At 62.6% G+C, this 16502-nt stretch carries 18 protein-coding genes; 4 read left to right on the forward strand and 14 right to left on the reverse strand.

Translation table 11 applies throughout. The features are described from left to right. Nucleotides 1-4: 4 nt before the first annotated feature. Nucleotides 5-595, forward strand: a complete 591-nt coding sequence (locus AC522E_RS02735) for a hypothetical protein (RefSeq protein WP_500748869.1) — start codon at nucleotides 5-7, stop codon at nucleotides 593-595. Here AC522E_RS02735 and truA read toward each other — a convergent pair. Genes truA through def form a run of 4 tightly spaced genes read right to left on the reverse strand, consistent with a single transcriptional unit; the run spans nucleotide 592 to nucleotide 3293 of the window. After that, on the reverse strand, nucleotides 592-1335 hold the full coding sequence (truA, locus tag AC522E_RS02740; protein WP_500748870.1) for a tRNA pseudouridine(38-40) synthase TruA: 744 nt from the start codon (nucleotides 1333-1335) through the stop codon (nucleotides 592-594). The two genes, AC522E_RS02735 and truA, sit on opposite strands and share 4 nt — an antisense overlap. A 1-nt stretch (nucleotide 1336) precedes the next feature. Beyond that, complete coding sequence (locus AC522E_RS02745; RefSeq protein WP_500748871.1) at nucleotides 1337-1843, reverse strand: GNAT family N-acetyltransferase; 507 nt, start codon at nucleotides 1841-1843, stop codon at nucleotides 1337-1339. Next, nucleotides 1840-2775 (reverse strand): methionyl-tRNA formyltransferase, encoded by a 936-nt coding sequence (gene fmt, locus AC522E_RS02750; protein WP_500748872.1) that lies wholly within the window; start codon nucleotides 2773-2775, stop codon nucleotides 1840-1842. Before fmt ends, AC522E_RS02745 begins: the two co-directional genes overlap by 4 nt. Further along, nucleotides 2772-3293 carry a peptide deformylase gene (gene def / locus AC522E_RS02755; RefSeq protein ID WP_500748873.1) on the reverse strand — a complete coding sequence of 174 codons (522 nt, stop codon included), beginning with the start codon at nucleotides 3291-3293 and terminating at the stop codon, nucleotides 2772-2774. The genes fmt and def overlap by 4 nt, the downstream gene beginning before the upstream one ends. Before the next feature lie 85 nt (nucleotides 3294-3378). Between def and AC522E_RS02760 the strand changes: the two genes are divergently transcribed. Beyond that, on the forward strand, nucleotides 3379-4572 hold the full coding sequence (locus AC522E_RS02760) for a DNA recombination protein RmuC (protein ID WP_500748874.1): 1194 nt from the start codon (nucleotides 3379-3381) through the stop codon (nucleotides 4570-4572). Between the two features lie 143 nt (nucleotides 4573-4715). Beyond that, the gene (locus tag AC522E_RS02765; RefSeq protein WP_500748875.1) at nucleotides 4716-5219 is read left to right on the forward strand and encodes a YciE/YciF ferroxidase family protein; all 504 of its coding nucleotides are present in this window, start codon (nucleotides 4716-4718) and stop codon (nucleotides 5217-5219) included. A 79-nt stretch (nucleotides 5220-5298) separates the two neighbouring features. On the opposite strand, the gene AC522E_RS02770 is transcribed toward AC522E_RS02765, so the two are convergent. From AC522E_RS02770 to AC522E_RS02795, 6 genes are all read right to left on the reverse strand, one after another. Further along, the gene (locus tag AC522E_RS02770; RefSeq protein WP_500748876.1) at nucleotides 5299-7929 is read right to left on the reverse strand and encodes a calcium-binding protein; all 2631 of its coding nucleotides are present in this window, start codon (nucleotides 7927-7929) and stop codon (nucleotides 5299-5301) included. 99 nt (nucleotides 7930-8028) lie between these two features. Then, complete coding sequence (locus AC522E_RS02775; RefSeq protein ID WP_500748877.1) at nucleotides 8029-8760, reverse strand: pyrimidine 5'-nucleotidase; 732 nt, start codon at nucleotides 8758-8760, stop codon at nucleotides 8029-8031. 77 nt (nucleotides 8761-8837) lie between these two features. After that, nucleotides 8838-9752, reverse strand: coding sequence for an acetylglutamate kinase (argB, locus tag AC522E_RS02780; protein WP_500748878.1), 915 nt, complete (start codon nucleotides 9750-9752; stop codon nucleotides 8838-8840). Nucleotides 9753-9826: 74 nt separating this feature from the next. Further along, nucleotides 9827-10198 (reverse strand): DUF423 domain-containing protein, encoded by a 372-nt coding sequence (locus tag AC522E_RS02785; RefSeq protein ID WP_500748879.1) that lies wholly within the window; start codon nucleotides 10196-10198, stop codon nucleotides 9827-9829. Beyond that, nucleotides 10195-10851 (reverse strand): ribosome biogenesis GTP-binding protein YihA/YsxC, encoded by a 657-nt coding sequence (yihA, locus tag AC522E_RS02790; protein ID WP_500748880.1) that lies wholly within the window; start codon nucleotides 10849-10851, stop codon nucleotides 10195-10197. Before yihA ends, AC522E_RS02785 begins: the two co-directional genes overlap by 4 nt. A gap of 75 nt (nucleotides 10852-10926) precedes the next feature. Beyond that, nucleotides 10927-12432, reverse strand: a complete 1506-nt coding sequence (locus AC522E_RS02795; RefSeq protein ID WP_500748881.1) for a CYTH and CHAD domain-containing protein — start codon at nucleotides 12430-12432, stop codon at nucleotides 10927-10929. Between the two features lie 222 nt (nucleotides 12433-12654). Here AC522E_RS02795 and AC522E_RS02800 point away from each other — a divergent pair, with 222 nt between their 5' ends. After that, nucleotides 12655-13239 carry an NUDIX domain-containing protein gene (locus AC522E_RS02800; RefSeq protein ID WP_500748882.1) on the forward strand — a complete coding sequence of 195 codons (585 nt, stop codon included), beginning with the start codon at nucleotides 12655-12657 and terminating at the stop codon, nucleotides 13237-13239. Nucleotides 13240-13254: 15 nt separating this feature from the next. Here the strand turns inward: AC522E_RS02800 and AC522E_RS02805 are convergent, their stop codons facing one another. The 4 genes from AC522E_RS02805 to rpmH all read right to left on the reverse strand — a co-directional run bounded on the left by AC522E_RS02805 (nucleotide 13255) and on the right by rpmH (nucleotide 16408). Further along, nucleotides 13255-13893, reverse strand: coding sequence for a CatB-related O-acetyltransferase (locus AC522E_RS02805; RefSeq protein WP_500748883.1), 639 nt, complete (start codon nucleotides 13891-13893; stop codon nucleotides 13255-13257). A 79-nt stretch (nucleotides 13894-13972) separates the two neighbouring features. Then, complete coding sequence (gene yidC / locus AC522E_RS02810) at nucleotides 13973-15817, reverse strand: membrane protein insertase YidC (RefSeq protein WP_500748884.1); 1845 nt, start codon at nucleotides 15815-15817, stop codon at nucleotides 13973-13975. After that, nucleotides 15810-16253 carry a ribonuclease P protein component gene (gene rnpA, locus AC522E_RS02815; RefSeq protein ID WP_500748885.1) on the reverse strand — a complete coding sequence of 148 codons (444 nt, stop codon included), beginning with the start codon at nucleotides 16251-16253 and terminating at the stop codon, nucleotides 15810-15812. The genes yidC and rnpA overlap by 8 nt, the downstream gene beginning before the upstream one ends. A 20-nt stretch (nucleotides 16254-16273) precedes the next feature. Continuing rightward, a complete protein-coding gene (gene rpmH, locus AC522E_RS02820; RefSeq protein ID WP_027314822.1) occupies nucleotides 16274-16408 on the reverse strand; it encodes a 50S ribosomal protein L34 in 135 nt (44 codons plus the stop codon). Nucleotides 16409-16502: the final 94 nt, after the last annotated feature.

Raw genomic sequence — 16502 nt, forward strand, 5'->3', positions numbered from 1 at the left:
GCCCATGATCGTGACAGCCGACGAAGTCAATCGCTCGTTCAAAGGCGCGCTCGACCTGCTCAACAGCCGGGTGGAAGGCCTGAAGGCTTTCGACATGAGCGAGCGAGGTTTCTGGCGGTCTTTTGCCGCGATCTGGCTGACCCTTCCCGCCTATATCGTCTCCGTCGCCTTCGAACGGTTGCGCCTCGGCCTTCTCGCGCCGAACCATCCTCTGCTCGACAGTGTCCAGATCGACGTTCTGGTCGCCCTCGGGCAAGGCGCGAGTTTTGTGGCGCTGCCAGTCGCGATGATCTGGGGCGCACGCCACCTGCGCCTGACACATCGCTATGTGCCGTTCGTCATCGTGACCAACTGGATCAACGTCATCGCCATGCTGGTGATGTCGGTCCCGCTCATGCTGTTGCTTCTCGGGTGGGCGCCGCCGGCCCTGGCGTCGCTTTTCAGCCTCGCCTTCTTCGTCATCGTGATCCGGGTGCAGTGGTTCGCCACCAAGGCCACCCTCGGCCTCGACGCATGGACGGCCTTCGGAATCGTCACCCTGGGGGTGCTTCTCAACAGTCTTGTCTACGCGGCCGTCAGGGCGCTACTCGGCTAGGAAGGGTAATCGACGCCGATCAGGTAGAGGCCCATGGAAGGCGCCATGGGGCCGCAGCGGGTCCTGTCCCGTGCATCGAGCGCTGCCCGCACGTCTTCGATGGTCCAGCGCCCGGCCCCCGCCCGTTCCAGCGTCCCGACCATCGACCGCACCTGATGGTGCAAGAACGACCGGGCCGAGGCATGGATCCGGATCTCGTGTCCGACCCTTTCCACATCGAGGCGGTCGAGCGTTCGCACAGGGCTGTTTGCCTGGCATTCCGCAGCGCGGAAGGTCGTGAAGTCGTGCCGCCCGATCAGGGTCTGGGCGGCTTCGTGCATCACGGCATGGTCGAGGGGCCATGCCACATGCCAGGCGCGGTGGATATCGAGGGCAGGGGGCGAACGGCGGTTGAGAATCCGGTAGACGTAGTGGCGCTTGGTTGCCGAGAGGCGGGCATGGAAGGTTTCCGGCACCTGAGTAGCCGAGAGGATCGCGACCGGAGCCGGCTTCAGGTGAGCATTCGTGGCATCCCGGACGGTGTCCTCGCGCCAGTCCTTGCCGAGGTCCACATGGATCACCTGGTGAGTGGCGTGAACGCCGGAATCGGTCCGCCCCGCGCAATGGATCCGCACCCTCTCTCCGGCGAAGCGTGCGATCGCATCCTCGACCGCCTGCTGCACGGAAAGGCCGTTCGTCTGATGCTGCCAGCCGGTGAAGGGCGTGCCGTCATATTCGACGACCATCTTGTAGCGGGGCATGTCAGGGAAGCTCCGCGAAGGCAGGGGCATAGGTCACCTTGCCCTGTGCCGTCCGGCCCTTCTCGTTGAGAAACAGCGCCTGGAGATGGGGGCCGTCATAGGGAGTCACGAGGGTCGCCGCATGCGCAGCCCGAAAGCCGAAATCGCCGTAATAATCCGGATCTCCCAGCACGAGGATGAGATCGGCTCCCACATCCGCCAGGCGCTGGAGCCCATCCTCGATCAGGGCCGCGCCGATGCCCCGGTTCTGGAAGGCGGGCAGGACCGCCACCGGGGCCAGGGCATAGGCCTTGAGATCCCGGGCATCGGCCAGGGCCAGTGGCGAGAAGGCGATATGGCCGACCACATGGTCGGTGCAGGCGACGAGGGAAAGGGCGAGGTCGCCATCCTTGCGCAGGTTGTCGACGAGATCCGCCTCGGCGCGACCTCCAAACGCTGCAGCAAGGAGCGCATGGATCGCGGATCGATCTTCAGGGTCCTCGGTGCGGATCCGCAGATCGGGGATCATGCCAGGGCGGCTCCGGCAGCCAGCCTGATGCCGCGCAGGAAATCATCGGCTGCCATCGGGCCCTTGCCGCCGGCGCGCTGAACCGTGAGGAGACGGACGGCGCCCTCGCCGCAGGCCACCAGGCCCCTGTCGTCGAGAAGCGTGCCCGGCTTGCCGCTGCCTTCCGCCATTGCCGTCCGCAGGACTTTGACCCGTTCCTGGCCTCTGCCGAAATCGGCCGAGAAGTATGCGCTCGGAAAGGGCGAGAGCCCCCGCACATGGTCGTGCACGGTCTGAGCCGGCTTCGACCAGTCGATGCGCGAGTCCTCGTTCGTGAGCTTGTGAGCATAGGTGACGCCCTGCTGCGGCTGGGGCGTGAAGTTCAGGCCGCCGCGGGAGAGGGCCGCGAGCGCCCGCACCATCAGGTCGGCGCCAAGGCCCATCAGCTTGTCGTGCAGCTCGCCGGCGGTCATGTCAGGACCGATCACCACCCGCTCGACCATGGCGACGGGGCCGGTATCGAGGCCGTCCTCCATCTTCATCACCGCGACGCCCGTCTCCTTGTCGCCTGCCATGATGGCCCGCTGGATCGGCGCAGCGCCGCGCCATCGGGGAAGCAGGGAGGCATGGAGGTTCAGGCAGCCAAGGCTTGCCCCGTCGAGGATGGCCTTGGGGAGAATCATGCCATAGGCGACCACGACGGCCACATCGGCCTCATGCGCGCGAAACGCCTCCGCAGCGTCTTCGGTCTTCAGGGTCCGGGGGGTCAGAACCGGCAGGCCGAACCGCTCCGCCATCCGATGGACGGGCGAGGGGCGCAGCTCCATTCCGCGCCCGGCGGCCGCCGGGGCCCGGGTATAGACCGCAACAACCTCGTGGCCCTGGCCGACGATTTCCGAGAGCGTCGGCACGGCGAAGTCGGGTGTCCCCATGAAGACGACGCGGAGGCTCATGCGCCGCTGGCCTCGCGCTTCGCCGCCTTCTTGAACTTGGTCATGACGCGGTCGCGTTTCAGCTTTGAGAGATAGTCGATGAAGAGTACGCCGTTGAGATGGTCGATCTCGTGCTGGACGCAAGTCGCCATAAGGTCCTTAGCTTCCTGCTCGATGATCTCGCCGGTCAGGTTCATATAGCGGAACCTGACCCGGTCCGGCCGCTCGACCTCTTCGTAATATTCCGGAATCGAGAGGCATCCCTCCTCGTAAACCCGCTTTTCTTCGGAGGCCCAGGTAATCTCGGGATTGATGAGGACGAGTGGCTGGCGCTCGGTTTCCGACTTCGACACGTCCATCGTGACCATCCGGAGGGGAACGCCGAGCTGGATGGCGGCAAGGCCGACGCCGGGTGCGTCGTACATGGTTTCAAGCATGTCCTCGGCGAGCGTCCGGATCTCGTCCGTGATCTCCTTCACGGGCTCGGAAACGAGGCGGAGCTTGGGATCGGGAAGAATAACGAGCGGTTTGATGGTCATGATCGGCGGAGATAAGCGGTTGCACCGGGATGGTCAAATCGTTCGTCTTATGTTCGGATGATTTCGTCAACCGGAACCTTATCCCATGAACGATACCGTTCTCCTGCTCGGCTCCTATGCCCTTCCGCTGGGAAAGTTGATGGCTGGGATCGCGGCCTCCTGCCTCCTGCTTCTGGCGGTGGTGACCGTGATGCTCCTCCGGAGCAAGCGGGAGCGGGCCTTCGAGGCTGCCATCGCCGCGGAGCGGGCGCGGGAGATGGATGACAAGATGGCCGACCTGACGCGCATCCAGGCCGAAATGACCGGACGAATGCAGACGATCGCCGAGGTCTTCGGGACGCGCCAGAGCGACTTTGTGCGCCTCATCTCGGAGCGGATCGACGGGCTCCAGCACCGGGTCGGGCAGGGGCTGGATGCCACCACCCGCCACCAGAGCGAAAACCTTTCGAAGCTCAACGAGCGCCTCGCCGTGATCGACGCCGCCCAGAGGAATCTGAAGGACCTGACAGGGGAAATCGTGGGGCTGAAGGATGTTCTGTCCAACAAGCAGGCCCGTGGCGCCTATGGCCAGGGGCGGATGGAGGCGATCATCCGCGATGGTCTCCCGACCGGCGCTTTCGAGTTTCAGCCGACACTGTCCAACCGCACGCGGCCCGACTGCCTGGTGCGGCTGCCGGGCGATGTCCGCGGGTTGGTGATCGACGCCAAATTCCCCTTGGAGGGCTTCACCCATTTCCGTGAGGCGCGGGACGACGAAGGGAGGGCGAGAGCCGCCGCCAAGGTCCGCAACGACATGCTCGTCCATGTGAAGGACATCGCCGAGAAATATCTCATCCCCGGAGAGACCCAGGACATCGCCATGATGTTCGTTCCGGCGGAGTCGATCTACGCCGATCTCTCGGAGCATTTCGAGGAAGTGGTGCAGAAGGCCCATCGCGCGCGGGTTGTGATCGTTTCGCCGTCGCTGCTTTCACTGGCGATCCAGGTCATGCAGTCCCTCGTGCGCGATGCGCGCATCCGCGAGGAAGCGCATGTCATCCAGGTTGAGGTTCAGAAGCTCTTGGAGGATGTGGAGCGTCTCGATGGCCGCGTCGCCAAGCTCGATTCCCATTTTCGCCAGGCACAGGACGATGTGGCGCAGATCCGGGTTTCGACGGAGAAGATCGTGAAGCGCGCCCAGAAGATCGAGACACTGGAATTCGACAAGGGCGGGACCGAGGTGGAGGCGCAGGCGGAATGGCTCAGGCTGCATGGGCCGAGCTTGCGTGCCGTGGAGTAGCGACGCTTCTTGAATCTCGGTCTCGCATGGAATTGGGCCATTGAAGCGGGAACTGGTCGAAGCGCCGCGACGTTCTTGAACCGTTCGAACCACGATCCTCGCCGGCGCCTTGCGCTGGCTCTCCCAATCGAAGGATACGCGCCATGGGCCTGTTTTCGAAGGACATCAAATCGCTGGACGACCTCTTCATCCACACATTGCAGGATATCTATTACGCTGAGCAGCAGATCACGAAGGCGCTGCCTGAGATGATCGAAAAGGCGAGCGATCCGCAGTTGAAGCAGGCGTTCCAGACCCATCTCGGCGAAACGGAACAGCAGGTGAAGATGGTGGAACAGGTATTCCGCATGCATGGGCATGACCCAAAGGGCGTCACCTGCCCGGCCATCGACGGAATCATCGATGAAGCTCAGGATATCGCAGGCGATATCGACGATCCGCAGGTCCTCGACGCGGCCTTGCTCGCCGCTGCGCAGGCCGTGGAGCATTATGAGATCACCCGCTACGGAACCCTGACGGCATGGGCGAAGCAACTTGGCCGTGAGGATTGTGCCGGCATTCTGCACCAGATCATGGAGCAGGAGCGGGCGACCGATCAGAAGTTGAACCGTATTGCCGAAAGCAAGGTGAACACCAAGGCGGCCTGAGCCGCCGCAACTCTTGTTCTGGAAGCCGGAAAGAGAAGGCGGCCGTAAGGTCGCCTTTTCATATTCTGCGTCATGACGGCTAGATGATGAAGAGGTCTTTCTCCGTCATCTTGAGGCCTTTCTTGAGGGTGGCGATCTCGACCGCCTTGCCCCGGCCCGAACCGTCGGCGTCGTAGTACAGGACACCCTTCTTGTTGTCGTAGATCAGGTAGTCGTTCTTGTCCTTGGCATGGTCGCCGAGGGTGAAGAACTTGGCATTGAGCTTGCCGGGCTTGAGTTCCGTGCCCTTGCCGAGCTTCTTGAACACGGCATTGTCGAGCCAGATCGTGTCGTCCCGCACCGAAAAGTCGGCGATCTTGTCGAGGTTGGTCTTCTTGTTCGCCCGGGTGTCGAACACGAACACGTCCTTGCCGGCGCCGCCGGTGAGAACATCCTTGCCGATGCCGCCCCAGAGCCGGTCGTTGCCGGCACCGCCGCTCAGAGTGTCATTGCCCGTCTGTCCCTTCAGGACATTGGCGGCCGCGTTGCCGCTGACTCTGTTGGCGAAGCCGTTGCCTGTCAGATTCACGGCACCGGTGCCTGTTGCCATAAGGACTTCCACCTCCGCATCCACAGTCAATGCGAAGTTGGCCCTTGCCTCAACCGTGTCGACGCCACTACCCGCTGCCTCCGTAATCGCATCGGAAGCGCTGTCGACAATGTATCTGTCGTTCCCGGCACCGCCCTTCAGGTGGTCCGAGCCAGTGCCGCCGTCGAGAAGATCGTTGCCGCCTTCACCTTCGAGACTGTCGTTCCCGGCGTCTCCGTACAGCATGTCGTTGCCACTGCCGGCTTCGTGTATGCTGTCATCCCCATCGCCTCCGTGGACGAGATCGGAGCCCGTCGCTCCGTACAGCTGATCGCGGCCAGCGCCACCGTCGAGGATGTTGTTCCCGTCATTTCCGAAGATCGTGTTGTCGAGCGCGTTGCCGGTGCCGTTGATGTTTCCGCCGGCATTCTCCAGCGCCAGGTATTCCACATTGGCAGTCAGCACGTAGCTGATCTTGGCGATCACGCGGTCGAACGTTCCGCCGGGAGCTTCTTCGGTCACCGTGTCGCCCGCGGAATCGACGAAATAGAGATCGTTGCCGGTGCCGCCGATCATGACATCGTTGCCGGCGCCGCCGAGAAGCACGTCATCACCCTTGCCGCCATCCAGATGATCCGCGCCGCCGCCGCCGTCGAGGGTGTCATTGCCCTCGTCGCCCGTAAAGGTGTTGACACCGCTGTTGCCGGTCATGACGTTATCGGCAGTGTTGCCGGTGGCCGTGAAGTCCCGTGTGCCAGTGACCGTGAGATTCTCGACATTGTCCTGCAAGATGTATGAAGTCGGTGCATAGGCATCCGTGATCTTGATGGTGTCGGTGCCTTCGTCCTCGAACTCCGTAATCGTGTCGGCCGCGTCGATGACGTAGGTGTCATTGCCCATCGCGCCTCCGAGCGTGTCGGCTCCGGACCTTCCATCCAGAATGTTGCTCTGGTCGTTCCCACCTATGTAATTATCGAGACCGTTCCCCGTCCCGTCGATATTTTGATCACCTGTCAGAGCCAAGTCTTCAACATTGTCGGACAGCGTATAGCTGGCGGACGCGAAGACGAGATCAGTCCCTTCATCGGTAAGCTCCTGAACGACGTCGCCGGCATCATCGACGTAATAATGGTCATTGCCTTCGCCTCCGATCAGGATGTCGGCACCATGCCCGCCATCCAGATCGTCGTGGCCCTTGCCCCCTTCAAGACGATTGATGCCGTCGTTGCCCATAAGGATGTTGTTACCGTCATTGCCGAAGCCGTCGATGTCCTCACTCCCCGTGAGAATCAGGAATTCGATTTCTTCTGTGGCGATCGAGAAGCTGACGCTCGCCTTCACCGTGTCGTTTCCCTCGCCGGCACTCTCGACAACGACGTCATTGGCGTCGTCGACGTAAAAGGTATCGTCTCCGAGCCCGCCCCTCATGTCGTCTGCGCCGAAGCCGCCGTCCAGGGTGTCGTTCCCCTTGCCTCCGTCCAGCATGTTGCTCGAAGCATTGCCGATCAGGCGGTTGTCATAGTCGTTTCCAGTCGCATTCACACCGACCATCAGTTCGATATTTTCGATTTCCGTCCCAACGAGGGAATAGTCGAAGAGAACGAAAACCGTGTCGTCCCCCTCGTCGGCATTCTCAAGAACGACGTCGTTGGCGTCGTCGAGATAGTAGACGTCATCACCGAGGCCTCCGGTCATCTGATCGGCACCTGCGCCCCCGTCCAGCGTATCGTTGCCCTGGCCGCCGTCGAGAACATTGGCGAGGTCGTTTCCGTAGATCTGGTTGTCGCCGTCGGTTCCTGTGGCTTGCACGGCCGTGCCTTCGAGAACGACGTGTTCCACGTTGGCGTAGTCATTCAGGTCGATGTCGATATAGGAGATGATGGCATCGTCGCCCTCATCGTCCAGTTCCGTAATCACGGTGTCAGCCGTTCGAAGAACGTAGAGATCGTCCCCTTGCGCGCCGATCAGCGTGTCCTTGCCCCCGTCTCCACCGTCCAGTGCGTTGCTGGTGTCGTTCCCGGTCAGGATGTTGTCGAGGGCGTTGCCGATGATATTGGCATCGATATCGGCCGACTGGAGCGTGTAGTTCTGCTCCTGGTCGGTGAGGGTCCAGGTATTGGAGACGGGATCGTAGGTGGCCATGGAAGGTTCCTCGCAAGGGTCCTTCCGAGGATATTTTAATTTATATAACGTTGCAATTACAATGCCAAGACAATCTGCCGAGGGACTTACGGAAGCGGATCAGGAGCCAGAGGGGAGGATCCCCTTCCACAGGAAGCCAGCCAGATCGTCCGTGATATGGTCGATATGGAGCGCCTTGACCGCTTCCTGTTCGAATTCCTCCCGGAACGGGTCGGCCGTCCTGGGAACCACCAGGGTGGTGATCATCCCCAGGTCGTGGGGAACGATCAGGTTCTTGGCGATATCCTCGAACATCGCGGCCCGGGACGGCTCGACGGCATGCTTCTCGAGAAAGCTCTCATAGGCGCGCCGGTCCGGCTTGGGCACGAAATTGGCGGCCGCAATGTCGAAGACATCCTCGAAATGGTCGAGAATGCCGATCTTCTTCGCCACGTTCTCGGCATGCTTTCGGGAGCCGTTCGTCAGGATCAGCTTGCGGCCCGGCAGCTTCTCGATGGCCGCACCCAGTCGTTCGTCGAGGGCGATGTCGGTGTGGTCGATATCGTGGGCGAAATCGAGAAAATCGTAAGGATCGATATCGTATTCGTCGATCAGAGCCCGGAGCGTCGTCCCATACTTATGATAGAAGTACTTCTGCAGAGCACGCGCAGAGAGGCCGTCGATCCCGAAAAGTTCGGCAATATACAGGGTAATCCGCTCATCCACCTGCGGCCAGATCCGCGACGTGTGGGGATAGAGCGTATTGTCGAGATCGAAGATCCAAGTGTCCACGTGAGAGAAGCGTCGTGCTTCCCCTAGGGGCAGGTTGTCGTCGGCCGGTATAGCTTTCATGGCACCCAGAGATGGCAATGGGGCCGCACAGGCCCCATTCCCGTCATATAGGCACAGAAATCCTGGATTTGAAGAGCCTAGCCCCGCCGGATCAGGGTGCCGGCGCCGTGATCCGTGAACAGTTCGAGCAGAACGGCATGGGGAACCTTGCCGTCGAGGATCACGACCGCCTCGACGCCCCGCTCCAGGGCATAGATGCAGGTCTCGATCTTCGGGATCATGCCGTCGGTGATCGTGCCGTCGGCGATCAGGCGGCGACAATCGTCGATGGTCATTTCCGGAATGAGGTTCTTGTTCTTGTCGAGGACCCCGGGCACGTCGGTCAGCAGCAGAAGGCGCTTGGCCATCATGGCGCCCGCGATGGCGCCCGCGAAGGTGTCGGCGTTGACGTTGTAGGTCTGGCCGTCCTTCCCGACCGCGACGGGAGCCAGGACCGGAATCAGCTCGGCGCCGAGAATCTGGTCCAGGACGGCGCGGTTGACGTTCTCGGGCTCGCCGACGAAGCCGAGATCCACCACCTTCTCGATGTTGGAATCCGGGTCCACGGCGGTGCGGGTCACCTTTCGGGCGGTGACCATGTTGCCGTCCTTGCCGCTCAGGCCGACGGCCTTGCCGCCCTCGGCACCGATCCAGCCGACGATCTGCTTGTTGATCGAGCCGGCGAGGACCATTTCGACCACCTCGACGGTGGCGGAATCGGTGACGCGAAGGCCGGCCTTGAACTCGGACTTGATGCCGAGCTTGTCCAGCATCTTGCCGATCTGCGGTCCGCCGCCATGCACCACGATGGGCTTGATACCGGACTGCTCGAGAAGAACCACATCCTCGGCAAAGTCCTCCGCAGCGGCCCGGTCGCCCATCGCATGGCCGCCATACTTGATCACCACGACCTGCTGGTCGTAGCGCTGCATATGCGGCAGAGCCTGGACCAGCACTTCGGCTTGCACATGGACATCGGGCAGCTGATGGGCTGCAGGATTCGAATCGGACATGAATGGCCCCGGCGCATGGGTAAACGGAACGGCGACGGTTCTAGCCGAAGGGGACCGCCCTGGGAACAGGGACTTCAGGATCTTTGCCGAAGAAGGCCCGCGGCACCGGCGAGAAGCCAGCCGATCATCAGGAGGGTTCCGCCGGTCGGCGCCGCCATCGGGAACAGGGCAGTGCCCGCGAAAGTCCGGCGGGAAAGGTCGCCGCAGAAGAGGATGAGCCCCAGGACAAGCACATAACCAGCCAGCCGGGCAGCCTTGGGATGGAGGGCTCCGACCCCGGCGAGTGCACCAAGGGCCAGAAGAGCCGGTGCATGGAAGAGAAGGAATTGCGCTGCGGTCAGCAGTTGGCCTCCAGCGGTCACGTGGGCTGCGGCGGCCGAGAGTGCGACTCCGAGGCAGCCTGCCAGGCCGGCCGCGACGACCAGCAGCCGGTCCGGCAGAATCATGTGCCGCCTCTTTCGCTCAGGAGCCGGGCGATTTGCGCGCGCAGTTCCGGAATGCCCGCGCCGGTACGGCTCGAGGTCGGAATGATGACCGGAAAGGCTGCGGCACGCTTGGCGATGTTCTGGGCTGTGTCGGCGATCCGCTTCTCGATCTCGCCGGCCTTCAATTCATCCGCCTTGGTCAACACGATCTGGTAGGAAACTGCTGCCTTGTCCAGGGTTTCGAGCACGTTCTCATCGACCGGCTTGATGCCGTGCCGCGCGTCGATCAGGACATAGACGCGGGCGAGGCTTGCCCGTCCGCGCAGATAATCGTGGATCAGCTGGGTCCAGGCCTGCACCTTTTCCTTCTCGACCGCGGCATAGCCGTAGCCGGGCATATCCACGAGCTGAAACCGGCCGCCGATATCGAAGAAGTTGAGCTGCTGGGTCCGCCCCGGGGTGTGGGACGTACGGGCGAGCGTGTTGCGTCCCGTCAGGGCGTTCACGAGGCTCGATTTGCCCACGTTGGAGCGCCCGGCAAAGGCGATCTCCACCTGGCTCATGGGCGGGAGGTTCTTCAGCGAGTTCGCCGCCCATTTGAAGTCAGCCTCGCCAGCGAAGATTTTGCGGCCGATCTCGAAGAACGGATCGGTGTCGGGTGCCGTATCTGTCATGTGCTCCTTATCGGCGCTCGCGCTCCGTTGTTCAAGGCGCCCACGCGTCATTCCGCGGCCGTGCGAGGCACCGGGCTAGTCCCAGAACGGTTTGAGGCCTCGGAGCTTTCTGGCGGAGGCCTCCGCGTGCGACATGAGCTTTGTCATGCGTGCCTGGGAGTGTCGCTTCTGGGACGACGTCCGGTCGGGGAAAAGCTGCTCGCTCACGATCAGGTCGTTCATCCCACCCAGCTCGTCCTGCAGGTCCTCGAGGACAGCCAGCATGGACCTGCGACGACTTTCGGCCTTCCGTCCCGGGAAGGTCGAGGCAAAGAACTCGATCCCGTAGCGCAGGTCCTTGATCCTGATGCGCAGCCGGTGGCGCTTCTGGTCATCGACCTCTCTGATCCGCGGAACCCGTTTGCGGATCCGCTTCCAACGGCGCCCGAGTTCGCCGCCGGCCCTTTTCGCTGCCGGAAGGGCCCGAGCCTCCAGGCGACTTGCCTTCCGGCGAGACAGCCATCGGCCCGCCTCGATCCAGGCGGCGAGCAGGAGAATGGCCTTCACGAAGCGCGGCTTCTCGAATGTCCGAACCAGAGAACCATAGGCTCGCACCCGGCGATGTTCCGCCTCTGACAGAGCAGAGCGATCGAGGTCGAGCCCTCGATCGTGCAGCGTGTGCATATAGACATCGAGATCGCGCACCCGACCGAGTTTCCGCCCGATCCATCGCAGCTCCTTGATGGCGGCCTTGCTCTCGCGGTCCGTCAGCATCGTGTCGAACAGGGAAATCGCCGACTTCAGCCGTCTCGACCCGACGCGCATCTGGTGCAATGCCTCCGGGGCACGGGTCCGGCGCACGATCTCCTCGTTTCGAACGATCTGATGAAGGCAGGCCCTCGCGATGGCCTGAAAGGTCTCCGCGCTGTTCCATTCCGGCGGCACGGCAATAGGCTGGGCCCGGGCCACCTCGTCCTCGGATTCGGCCAGGAGACGATACCCGCGTTCTGACTTCGTGAGCATCGAAAGTCGCAGGGTGACCACATCCTCGAACTGCCGCGCGAGGGAGAACAGGGCCGACATTTCCCCGGCCTTCAATTCAAGCTCGATCTCGACAAAGCGGGAGGTCTTTGCACCCGCCCTGGCCTCGGCACGGTCCAGGCTGATCTCGACAAGCGCGCCCTTATGCGCAAGTTCGAACACCTGTCGGTCCGTCTCCAGGGTGAAAGCGGGCCTGAGGGCAGGGGCAACGGTCGGGCCGGCGACGAGGGTGCCAAGCGGGGTCGCGGATACGGCGTCAAGGTCGAGATTGTCTTGAACAGGCCATTCCCATTCGTCCCGGTCGAGAGCAAGGCCGGGTTCCCGGCGATCCATCTTGAGGGTCTGGACGACGCGCCCGCCATGCTCCCGGAGCCGGAGGGAGAAGCCGCCGCGGCGCAGCGCCAGGTCCGGCGTGTCGTAGTAGGTGGCTCGGAGGGAGCCGCTCTTTTCCGGCGCGGCCCTGGCCCGTTCAAGGAGCGGGTGCGTCAGGAGATCCTCCATGGTGCCGAAGGCCAGCTCGAGTTTCAACTCGACTTCGCGCGGTGCCGACATTGCCTGCATGGGCACAGCCTGAGGGGGGCGAGCTTGGTGCATGGGCGCAATCACGAAGGTTCCACCAGGACTATCTAGGGCCACAAGGAAAACGAGCAACGGAGGCAGCGCGGCTGCTCATCGAAAAATGAGGCCCAGACTGTCGATCCTGTCGGAGTGAAATCGGGACATTCATGTGCTTGTTGTGTGCCATGAGAACGTGCCGGCCCATGTCTTTGAGGGAAATCCGTCGTGAAAAGCGAACCCGTTCAGATCCAGTCCGTGGAGGTCCTGTCGGACGATTGGGCCATATTGAAGAAGGTGGTTTTCGACTATACGCGCCGGGACGGGCGGATCGAGCGGCAGGTCCGCCAGACATACGATCGCGGCAACGGGGCCGTCATCCTGCCCTATGACCCGGATCGCAACCGGGTGCTCCTGGTCCGGCAGTTTCGGCTGCCTGCCTACGTGAGCGGGCATCCTGCTCCCCTGATCGAGGCCTGCGCCGGCCTTCTCGACGACGACGATCCGGAAACCTGCATTCGCCGCGAGGCCGAGGAGGAGTTGGGCTACCGCCTGCGTGAACCGCAGCGCGTCCTGCAGGCTTTCATGAGCCCTGGCAGCGTCACGGAGCAACTGGTGTTCTTCGTGGCGCGCTACTCTCCCGATGATTCCACCGGAGCTGGCGGAGGAGCCGAGGAGGAAGGGGAGGATATCGAGGTTCTGGAGCCCACCCTCGACGAGGCGCTTCTGATGATCGACCGGGGTGAGATCGTCGATGCCAAGACGATCGTGCTGCTCCAGCATATGAAGCTGAAGGGGCTGATGCAGGCGTGAACTCCTGCGCCGCGCTCAGACGGCCTCGCGCAGAGCCTTCAGATCCGTTCCGCGAATGGCATTCAGGTTGCGTGCGACCTTCTCCGGGCTCCAGTCCCACCAGCGAATGGCGAGGAGGTCCTGGGTCACATCCTCCGGGAACCGTCTGCGGATGAGCCTGGCCGGGTTGCCGCCGACGATGGTGTAGGGTGGGACATCGGCGGTGACGACCGATCGTGCCGCGATGATCGCGCCGTCGCCAATCCGGACTCCCGGCAGGAATGTCGCCTCCTGCCCGATCCAGACATCGTTGCCAATCACCGTATCGCCCTTGAAACCGGCCTGGATCGTCGCCCAATCGAATCCTGTCTCCCAACCGCCTCCGAAGATGTTGAAGGGATAGGTGGAGAACCCCGTCATGGCGTGGTTGGCGCCGTTCATGATGAAGACAACGCCGGTCGCGATGGCGCAGAACTTCCCGATAATCAGGCGGTCGCCGATGAAGTCGTAGTGATGCTGGACGCAACGCTCTACGAATCCCTCCGGACCGCGCGGATCGTCGTAATAGGTGTAGTCCCCGACCTCGATGTTGGATTGGTCTACGAAAGCCTTGAGAAACCCGACCCTCGGGTGACCGGGCATGGGATGGGGCGATTTGGGGTCCGGTCCGATCATGGTCCTCTCCGTATCTGCCGGAACGAAAAATCCCCGGAGCGTGGCCCCGGGGATCCGTAACGACGGCCCGCCTCGACAATCAGCCTTTGGCCGGGGCTTTCTTTCCGAAGGTGCTGCGCAGGTTGTGCAGGAGTTCGATCCTGACCCCGTTGCGCTTCATGATGAACGCCTGCTGGGTGACCGAGAGCAGGTTGTTCCAGGCCCAGTAGATCACGAGGCCTGCGGGGAACGAGCCGAGCATGAACGTGAAGATCACGGGCATCCACGCGAAGACCTGCTTCTGGACCGGGTCCGGCGGCTCGGGATTCATCTTCATCTGGAGCCACATGGTCACGCCCATGATGAGCGGCCAGGCACCGAGCATGAGGAAGTGACCGATCACCGGGACTGAACCCGGATTGAAGGGGATCAGGCCGAACAGGTTGAAGACGGAGGTCGGATCAGGCGCTGCGAGGTCGCGGATCCAGCCGAAGAACGGTGCATGGCGCATCTCGATGGTGACGAAGAGCACCTTGTAGAGCGCAAAGAAAACCGGGATCTGGATAAGGACCGGCCAGCACCCGGCCACCGGATTGATCTTTTCCTTCTTGTAGAGCTCCATCAGCGCCTGCTGCTGCTTCATCTTGTCGTCAGCATAGCGCTCGCGGATCGCCGCCATCTCCGGCTGCACAGCCTTCATCTTCGCCATGGAGGCATAGGATTTGCTGGCCAGCGGGAAGAACAGGGCTTTCAGGATCACGGTCACGAGCAGGATCGCGATGCCGAAATTGCCGAAGAGCTTGTAGAAGAAATCGAGGACTTTAAAGAGCGGCTTGGTGATGAAGTAGAACCAGCCCCAGTCGATCAGGAGGTCAAAGTTCTTGATTTTCAGGTTCGTGGCGTATTGGTCGACCGTGGTCACCTCTTTCGCGCCAGCGAACACGCGCTGCGTCATGTCGAAGGTCGCGCCCGGTTGCACAATCTGCGCCGTGCCCAGGATATTGGCCTGATAGGTCGGTCCGTTCGGGTCCTGCCGGACGGTGAACGAGCCCTGATAGCCCTGCATCTGATCGGGAATGACGGCCGCTGCCCAGTACTTGTCGGTGATGCCGAGGAAGCCGCCGGTCACCCCGTCCCACACCTTGCCGACGACACCCTGGCCCGAGACCGGGCTTTCCTTGTCGAGCTTGGCGTAGGTGTATTCCTGGAGGCCCTGATCGCCGAGAACGCCGATCATGCCCTCGTGGAGGACGTAGTAGCCCAGCGTCGTCGGCCGGCCGTGGCGGGAGACGAGGCTGTAGGGATGTAGGGTTACGGGGTCTGTACCGCGGTTCTCGACGGTATCCTTCACCGTGAACATGAACTTGTCATCGACCGAAATGGTGCGCCGGAAGACTTGGCCCTTGCCGTTGTCCCAGGTCAGGGTCACGGGCGATGAAGGGGTCAGCTTGTCCTTGTCGGCAGTCCAGACGGTATTGGGCCCCGGCACGGAATCGGCCTGGGCACCGACCCAGCCGAACTCCGCGTAATACGGGTTCTGACTGCCCGACGGCGACAGGAGCACGATATTCGGGCTCTTGGGGTCGACTGTCTCATGATAGGTCCTCAGAGACACGTCGTCGATGCGCGCACCGCGCAGGTTGATCGAGCCGGCGATGGCGGGCGTCTCGATCGCAACGCGGGGCGAGCGGGCCAAGGCGGCCTCACGAGACTCGGCGACCGGAGCCAAAGGCGTCGCCGGAACCGTGCCGGGGACCGGGGCGGATGGCCCACCTGCCTGGCTCGGGGTTGGTGTGCCTGGGGTGACCTGCGTCGATTGCTGGGCGGTCTGAGTGGCCTGACGGTGCTTTTCAGCCTCCGGCGCCGCAAAGAAGTACTGCCAGCCAATCAAAACCGCCATCGACAGCACGATGGCGACGATGAGGTTTTTGTTCTCGTTAAGCATGGGAATGTCCGCGACGCTCGCCGTCAGGAGGTGAGGGGGGATTGGGGCGGCCCACGGGCCGCGCCGTCTTCGGCTTGGTAACGACATGCAACGCCCGCCGAAGGTCGTCGATGAGCACGTTATAGTCAGCGGTCAGGATGTCGCGTCGTCCGATCACCACGATATCGGCATGGAGATCGGCATAGTCCAGACCCGCCGTCCGGCATGCGGTTCTAAGCCGCCGCTTGATCCGATTGCGCTCGGTGGCATGACCGACACGCTTGGTGACCGTCAGGCCGATCCGGAGGCTCTCGGCCAGGCGGACGTCTTTCCGATCGTCGCGCAGGCGGCCCTGGACCGTCATCCGCTCCGTATGAAAGCGGCGGCCCGAGGCCGCCGCAACGAAGTCAGATCGTTTCGTCAGGCGCCCGACCGAGCCTGCGCGATGGTCGCGCACCGGTCCGCCCTGGATGCCGGTTACGCCGAAAGGCGCTTGCGGCCATGGGCGCGGCGAGCGGCGATGACCTTACGGCCACCCTTGGTCGCCATGCGCGCACGGAAACCATGGCGGCGCTTGCGAACGAGCTTGCTCGGTTGATACGTCCTTTTCACGGCTCATCTCCGGTCGAATGGGGCAGCGGTGCTCGAAGGCTCGCGCCCGTCTGGATGTGTGGGGAAAACCCCGAAACTGTCTCGAAAAAACGAT

It is taken from the genome of Microvirga sp. BF8, from assembly GCF_059888585.1.